Annotated in this window: 8 protein-coding genes; 4 read left to right on the forward strand and 4 right to left on the reverse strand. The window is 70.9% G+C overall.

Translation table 11 applies throughout. The features are described from left to right. Nucleotides 1-97 precede the first annotated feature (97 nt). Complete coding sequence (locus DLJ59_RS00980; protein WP_124770635.1) at nucleotides 98-1465, forward strand: pentapeptide repeat-containing protein; 1368 nt, start codon at nucleotides 98-100, stop codon at nucleotides 1463-1465. Nucleotides 1466-1505: 40 nt separating this feature from the next. Here DLJ59_RS00980 and DLJ59_RS00985 read toward each other — a convergent pair whose 3' ends face one another. Then, nucleotides 1506-2087 (reverse strand): TetR/AcrR family transcriptional regulator, encoded by a 582-nt coding sequence (locus DLJ59_RS00985; protein WP_124770636.1) that lies wholly within the window; start codon nucleotides 2085-2087, stop codon nucleotides 1506-1508. 220 nt (nucleotides 2088-2307) lie between these two features. Here DLJ59_RS00985 and DLJ59_RS00990 point away from each other — a divergent pair, with 220 nt between their 5' ends. From DLJ59_RS00990 to DLJ59_RS01000, 3 genes are all read left to right on the forward strand, one after another. Then, nucleotides 2308-3774 carry an MFS transporter gene (locus tag DLJ59_RS00990; protein WP_124770637.1) on the forward strand — a complete coding sequence of 489 codons (1467 nt, stop codon included), beginning with the start codon at nucleotides 2308-2310 and terminating at the stop codon, nucleotides 3772-3774. 105 nt (nucleotides 3775-3879) lie between these two features. Beyond that, nucleotides 3880-4866 carry an SEC-C domain-containing protein gene (locus DLJ59_RS00995; RefSeq protein WP_124770638.1) on the forward strand — a complete coding sequence of 329 codons (987 nt, stop codon included), beginning with the start codon at nucleotides 3880-3882 and terminating at the stop codon, nucleotides 4864-4866. Between the two features lie 91 nt (nucleotides 4867-4957). Beyond that, complete coding sequence (locus DLJ59_RS01000) at nucleotides 4958-5368, forward strand: hypothetical protein (RefSeq protein WP_124770639.1); 411 nt, start codon at nucleotides 4958-4960, stop codon at nucleotides 5366-5368. A 14-nt stretch (nucleotides 5369-5382) separates the two neighbouring features. On the opposite strand, the gene DLJ59_RS01005 is transcribed toward DLJ59_RS01000, so the two are convergent. The 3 genes from DLJ59_RS01005 to DLJ59_RS01015 form a co-directional block, all read right to left on the reverse strand. Next, nucleotides 5383-5712: a hypothetical protein gene (locus DLJ59_RS01005; protein WP_244235774.1), complete on the reverse strand. Its 330-nt coding sequence runs from the start codon at nucleotides 5710-5712 to the stop codon at nucleotides 5383-5385. 71 nt (nucleotides 5713-5783) lie between these two features. After that, nucleotides 5784-6095, reverse strand: coding sequence for a hypothetical protein (locus tag DLJ59_RS01010; RefSeq protein WP_124770641.1), 312 nt, complete (start codon nucleotides 6093-6095; stop codon nucleotides 5784-5786). Between the two features lie 66 nt (nucleotides 6096-6161). Beyond that, nucleotides 6162-6644, reverse strand: coding sequence for a restriction system modified-DNA reader domain-containing protein (locus DLJ59_RS01015; protein ID WP_124770642.1), 483 nt, complete (start codon nucleotides 6642-6644; stop codon nucleotides 6162-6164). Nucleotides 6645-6798: the final 154 nt, after the last annotated feature.

Raw genomic sequence — 6798 nt, forward strand, 5'->3', positions numbered from 1 at the left:
CGTCAATGGCTTGTTACGCGCCGGTAACCCGTTGTTCCGGCGGGGGCGCAAACGGTCATACCGCCACGCTCCAGATCGGACACCGACGGTGACTGGCATGCTGTGGGCCGTGGCCGTCGACGAACCCACCGAGCGCGAGCTGCGGGTGATGCCGTGGTGGTTGGTCCTGGTCGGCCTGCTGGCCGCCGTCACCCTGGGCTGGCTGGTGCTGGACCTGCTGCTCACCGAGGCCGACCGGGCCAGCCAACCGGACACCCGCGCCACCCTGCGCATCGACGCGATCCGCACCGGCCTGACTGTCGTCGCCGGCACCGGCGGAGGGCTCGCGCTGCTGCTCGCCGCCCGCCGCCAGTGGATCACCGAACGCGCGCCGCGGCACCAGGAGAGCGTCGCCGCACGGGACCAGGCGCACCGGGACCGGGTGCAGGCGCACGCCGAGGCGGTGGCCGAGGCCGCGCAGCGCCACCAGGACCGGCAGTCCGGGGCCGCCGAGCACGACGCGGCGGAGCGGCGGCTGACCGAGCTCTACACCCGGGCGGTCGAGCTGCTCGGCAACGACAGCGCGGCGGTACGCCTCGGCGGCCTGCACGCGCTGGAGCGCCTCGGTCAGGACAATCCGGGGCAGCGCCCGACGATCGCGGCGGTGCTCTGCGCGTACCTGCGGATGCCGGCGCCCGACGGCGAGCCGCGCGAGACGGAGGTTCGGCGCACCGCGCAGCGCGTGCTCACCCGGCACCTGCGCGCGGGCGACGACTTCTGGCCGGAGTTGACGCTCGACCTGACCGGCGCCGCGCTCGTCGACTTCGACGCCGCCGGCTGCACGCTCGTCGACGCGACCTTCACCGAGGCGGTGTTCACCGGTACGACCACCTTCGCGGGCGCGACGGCGCGAGGGCGTCTCCTGCTCGGGGCGGCGACCTTCGGCGACGTGGTCTTCGAGGGGCTCGCGGCCGAGGGAGAGGTCGTCCTGGACGGCGTCCGCGTCAGAGGTCTGGCCAGCTTCGACGGCGCGGCGTTCGCCGACGGCCTGTCCTGCCGGCGAGCCAGCTTCGCGGGCCCGACCTCATGTCGGCGGGCGACCTTCGGCCAGCCGACCAGCTTCGACGCGACCCGCTTCGAGGACGCGGCCACGTTCCGGGAGGCCGTCTTCGACGGCGCCCTGTCCATGGAACACACCGAGTTCGGCGGGTCGGCCACCTTCTACTCCGCCCGTTTCACGAACATGGCGCTGTTCCGCTGGACGGTGTTCGGCGCGGAGGCGCTGTTCGACAGGGCCCATTTCCTGGACGCCGCGAACTTCGGCCGGGCCCGGTTCCACAGCATGGCCAGCTTCCGCGACGCGCAGTTCAGCCGGCCACCGCAGGTCGAGCAGGCCCGGACGGTGGCCGACCCCGGTCACCGCTGGCCGGCGGGCACGACTGTGGAACGCCTCGACGACGATTGGTTGCTGCTGGTCGACCGCTGACCGGTCGACCGGTGGTCAGCGCGATCCGGCCAGCTGGTGGTCAGCGCGACGCGGCCGGCGGGCGCAGGCCGTCCAGGGCCACGCCGAGCACCCGGTCGCGCTGCTCGGGTGACGGGAACTGGGCCATGGTGAGGCCACTGATCAGCCGCACCACGTCGTCGAAGTCGATGTCGTTCCGGACCACACCGGCGGCCTGTGCCCGATGCATCAGCGGCCCACCGGCGGAGAAGATCTCCGCCCGGCAGCTGGTGAAGATCTCGGAGTTGTGCAGCAGCTGCTCGGCGAGGGCCCGCTTGGTGGCGACGTACCCGACGAAGCGGTGCAGCCAGGCGACCAGCGCGTCCCAGGGTGGCAGCTCGGCCAGACCTTCGGCGGTGTGGCACAGCTCCCGGACCTCCTCGACGTAGACGGCCTCGAACAGGTGCCGGCGGGTCGGGAAGTTGCGGTAGAGCGTGCCGATGCCCACTCCGGCCCGGCGGGCCACGTCCTCCAGCGAGGCGGCAGCGCCGTGCTCGGCGAACGCCTCGCGCGCCGCCGTGATCAGGGAGTCGTAGTTACGCCGCGCGTCGGCCCGCTTGGGCCGCTGGGCGAAGACCTCGGGCGCCTGCCCCGCGCTGGTCATGACGTGCGTCACCTCACCCTGGTTGCATCCGGAGGAAACCCTCCGCTAGCTTAGTGGAGGCACCCCTCCGGAATCCCGGAGGCCTGCCTCCGGTTAGCTTACCCCGGGACCCGCCCGATCGCCGCCTGGCCACCCCGATCGCCCGGACCCGACAAGCCCACCCGCCAGAGACGACGGGTCAAAAACCTCCCCTCCGTACCGTTATCAGGAGTCTCCTCTCGTGGCAGTGACCTCCCGACGCAGCTCGCGTCGGCTCACCTTCACCGTGCTAGCGGCCGGCGCCGGGTTCTTCGCGATGCTCCAGTCGCTGATCACCCCGGTGCTACCGACCATCCAGCAGGACCTGCACACCTCCCAGAACACCGTGACCTGGGTGCTGACCGCCTACCTGCTCAGCGCGTCGATCTTCACGCCGATCCTCGGACGGGTCGGCGACATGATTGGCAAGGAACGGATGCTGGTCGCCTCGCTCGCCGCGCTCGCCCTCGGCTGCCTGGTGGCCGCCATCGCCCCCAACATCGGCGTCCTCATCATCGGCCGGATCGTGCAGGGCATCGGTGGCGCCGTCTTCCCGCTGTCGTTCGGCATCATCCGCGACGAGTTCCCGGCCGCCCGGGTCTCCACCGCCGTGGCCGCCATCTCGGCGATCGTCGCCGTCGGCGGCGGGCTGGGCATCGTGCTGGCCGGCCCGATCGTCAGCACGCTGGACTACCGGTGGCTGTTCTGGATCCCGATGGTCGTGGTCGGGTTGACCGCCGTGGCCGCGCACCTGTTCGTGCCCGAGTCGCCGGTCCGTACCCCCGGACGCATCGACTGGCGCGCCACCCTGCTGCTCTCCGGTTGGCTGGTCGCGCTGCTGCTGCCGATCAGCCAGGGCGCGGCCTGGGGCTGGACCTCCGCCCGGGTGCTCGGCCTGCTGGCGCTCGCCGTGGTGCTGCTGGTCGGCTGGCTGGTAACCGAACTGCGGTCCAGCAACCCACTGATCGACATGCGGATGATGCGCCTGCCCGGCGTCTGGACCACCAACCTGGTCGCCCTGCTCTACGGCGCGTCGATGTTCTCCGTGTACGCGTTCCTCCCGCAGTTCCTGCAGACCCCGACCGCAGCCGGTTACGGGTTCGGGGCGAGCATCAGCCAGGCCGGTCTGCTCATGCTCCCGATGGTCAGCGCGATGTTCGTCGCCGGCATCATCGCCGGCCGACTCCAGGCCGTCTTCAGCGCGAAGGCGCAGCTCGCCACCGGCGCCACGTTCAACGTGGCCGCCTCCGCGATGCTGGCCACCCTGCACGACACCCGCTGGGAGGTCGCCGTCGCCGGTGGCCTGGTCGGCCTCGGCATCGGCCTGGCGTTCGCCTCGATGGCCAACCTGATCGTGGCCAGCGTGCCCGCCAGCCAGACCGGCGTGGCGACCGGCATGAACGCCAACATCCGCACCATCGGCGGCGCGATCGGCGCGGCCGTGGTCAGCGGTGTGATCACCGCGAACCCGCAGGCCAACGGCCTGCCCCGGGAGGCCGGCTTCACGATGGGGTTTCTCGTCCTCACCGCGATCGCCCTGGCCGCCGCGCTCGCGGCCCTCGCCGTCCCGTCCGCCCGGCGGGCGTCGGCCGGTCGCCGGCCGTCCACCGCGACGATCGTCGAGTCGGAGCTAGCCGGCGAGTTCGCCACCATGCCGTCGGCCCGCTGAGGGAACGTGTCGCAGCCCGGGCGGTTCGCCGCCCGGGCTGCGCCATGTCCGGGAGTAGGCTGGCCGCTCCCCCACCCACCGCCCGTCGTCTTTCAGGATGCGCCGATGTCCGAGTTGCTGACCGCCGACCGAATCGAAGAGATCGGCGCCCTGGGTCTCGAGAGCCCCGACCCGGCCGTGCTCGTCGCCGAACTGGTGGGCGCCGTCGACGAGGGTCGGGTGGCGGACCCCGACGACACCGGGTACGCCCTGCTGGTCGCCGCTGACATCCTGGAGCAGGCCGGTGACCTGGCCGACGCGCTCGCCCTGGCCACCCGCGCCATCGCCGAGCAGCCGGACGACAACGCGTACGCCCGAGCGGTGCGCGGCGGTCTGCTGCTGCGCCTCGGCCGCGCCGACGAGGGCCTGGCCGAACTGACCGCCCTGCGCCCGCTGCTGGAGACCGACCCCCAGGCCACGTACGTGATCGACGAGCTGGCCGAGTCCGGCCATGGCGAGCTGGCGCTGGAGTGGCTCACCGGGGCGCTGGACGCGATCCTGGAACGGACCCGCACCCACGAGCACGAATCCGAGGACGCCCAGGACGAGGCCGCCGCCATGATCTACGGCCTGACCCAGCAACGGCACGACCTGCGCGAAGAGCAGGGCCTACCCCACGACGAGTACGACAATCTCGCCGACCGGCTGCGCGCCGCGAGCACCCACGCGCTCGACGCCCTCGACGACGGCCCGGCGACGCTGCTGTTCTGGCCGCAGGCGGAGTTCACCGCGTTGCTGCTGCGCTGGCCCGCCCTCGGTGACAGCTACCCCGCCAGCTGGGACGAGCACCGCGCCCAGATCGAACGCGCTCTCGCCGAAGCGTCCGGGATGGGCGGCGCCGACCTGGGCGTGGCCGTCGGAACGGTCGCCCGCCTGGCGGCCTTCGCCGACCGCGCGGGCAGCGACCCCACCAGCGAGGAAACCCTCGACGAGTACGCCGACAGCCTCGACGAGGCCGCTGTGACAGCCTGGCCGCCCGGCCGCAACGACACCTGCTGGTGCGGGTCGGGGGCGAAGTACAAGAAGTGCTGCCTGCCGCGCTCGCGAAGCTGACCGCCATCGAACGGATCGATTGATATCCGTAAGTGCCGCAGAGGGCTAGGGTGACCGCAGGTAAGCACCCACTCCGGCAAGGAGGACCCTCGTGCGCCGCATCCTCACCACCATCGCACTGATCGGGCTGACACTCTCCGTCGCGCTCGCGCCAACGCCGGCGAGCGCGGCAAGCAGCGTTGAAGTCACCGCCGCGACACTTGTCGCACGCGGCGTCGCCGTGGACATCACCCTCACCGTGACCTGCCCAGCCGGCCTGTCCGGCGCGACCGAACTGATCGTGCGGCAGCGATCGGGCAACCGGGTCGCCTACGCGGGCGGCTGGGCGCCCCTCAACAGCTGCACCGGCGAGCCGCAGGCCGTGACCGGGAGAGCGTGGGCGGAGGCCGGCGGGCTGGTCCTGCACAACGGTGTCGCGCTGATCAGCGGCGGATTCGAACTGTGCAACCTGGACTTCTGCGACTACCCGAACTTCGAGCAGACGTTCCGCATCACCCGCTGATCCGGTCGAGGGCTCTAGCCAGGAAAGCGGATGACCGGAAGGTCGCCGCCATCGCCGTACGCCTTACCTTCGCTGGTCAACACCGAGGCGTCGTGTTCCAGGACAGCCATCACGGCGGCGGCGAGGTCAACCCGACCGGTGACGGAGCGCCAGTACGCCAACTCCTGCCAGTCCTCACCCCAGGTGGGCAGCACCGCGCAGGCGGACCGTTCGAGGAGCCGATGCAGCAGTTGTCGATCGCCGGGATCGTCCACCACCGCGAGCGCCTCGGCCGCGACCACAGCCGGCACCCCGAACCGGACCCCGTCGTGCGCCACCTCGTGGATGGGTTCGGCGACGTCCATGGACCCGGCCACGTAGGCGAGCAGCGCGGACCGGTCCAGTATCAGCCGGACCGCCGGTGCTTCGGGATCCGTCACGCCGCCGGGCCCTGACTGCCGGGGCCGTCGAGCATCTCCGCCGCCGCACGGCGGGAACGCTCCCTCAGCGCGGCGCGTCGACCAGGCGACCATTCCTGCTCGACGTGAGCGCGTTGGGCCCCGGCGCGAGCCTGCCCCTCAGCCGTCACTGTCATGCCCCGGCGGGCCAACTCGGCGTCGAGATCCTCAGCACGCATCCGTGCCCGGATCGTGTCGACTACGTACGCACTGGCGTTGGGCTCACGCTCCAAGCGCTCCGCGACGTCCTGCGGCAGCGAGAACGACTTCTTGCTCACCGATCCGGTCATACCGCAGAGCCTATCGGATCGCACCATAGAATGCTGGCGACACGAGCTAATGCTTCGCTAGCACCCCTATGTCGCCACCTCAAGCAGCCCACGCGACAGCGCATCCGCCCGCACGTCATGTAGCGGCGTCAGACCTCCGCCCCGCCGCACCTTCCATGCGCTCCAGCCGTTGATTGTCGGCTTACCGGCGGCAGTCGACCCGGCCGGGGAGGGCGAGTCGAACGCTTCCCCGCTCTCCAACTCGATCTGACCGGCTTCATTCACATGCGCAAGGTAACGATCGCGCTTGTAGGTGAGAACTAGCTCCTCACCAACGCTGAGCGCCCCGACAGTGACAAGTCTGGCGACCGTAACGCCACCGAAGTAGGCCCGGGTACGTCTGGCCACGGCGGCAGACACGCGCTGAGCAGGGACAGCGACGGAAACATCGCTCTGCTCGACCACGTGCCGCGCGACAGTGGGCGGCAGGTTGAAACCGAGCCGCTTCGGGTCCCAGACGATCTCGCATAAGCGCTCGTAGAGCTGCTGTCGCAGCTCGATGGCTGACATGTCAAACCTGGCCACCGGATGGAAGATCGGGTCTGCTGCACCGATAGGTGACAGTTTCAGTCACGCGGCCTGACTGGCCGATGGGGTCATGATGGTCTCGTACTCGATAGGGGTCAACCGGGACAGGGATCGTTGGCGTCGGCGGCGGTGGTAG

This window comes from Micromonospora inaquosa (genome assembly GCF_003857055.1).
GTDB classification, from domain to species: domain Bacteria; phylum Actinomycetota; class Actinomycetes; order Mycobacteriales; family Micromonosporaceae; genus Micromonospora; species Micromonospora inaquosa.

Excerpts from the sequence above, each read along its gene's own strand:
- DLJ59_RS00980 (WP_124770635.1), top strand. The coding sequence starts at position 98 with ATGCTGTGGGCCGTGGCCGTCGACGAACCCACCGAGCGCGAGCTGCGG.
- DLJ59_RS00985 (WP_124770636.1), bottom strand. The coding sequence starts at position 2,087 with ATGACCAGCGCGGGGCAGGCGCCCGAGGTCTTCGCCCAGCGGCCCAAG.
- DLJ59_RS00995 (WP_124770638.1), top strand. The coding sequence starts at position 3,880 with ATGTCCGAGTTGCTGACCGCCGACCGAATCGAAGAGATCGGCGCCCTG.
- DLJ59_RS01005 (WP_244235774.1), bottom strand. The coding sequence starts at position 5,712 with ATGGACGTCGCCGAACCCATCCACGAGGTGGCGCACGACGGGGTCCGG.
- DLJ59_RS01010 (WP_124770641.1), bottom strand. The coding sequence starts at position 6,095 with ATGACCGGATCGGTGAGCAAGAAGTCGTTCTCGCTGCCGCAGGACGTC.
- DLJ59_RS01015 (WP_124770642.1), bottom strand. The coding sequence starts at position 6,644 with ATGTCAGCCATCGAGCTGCGACAGCAGCTCTACGAGCGCTTATGCGAG.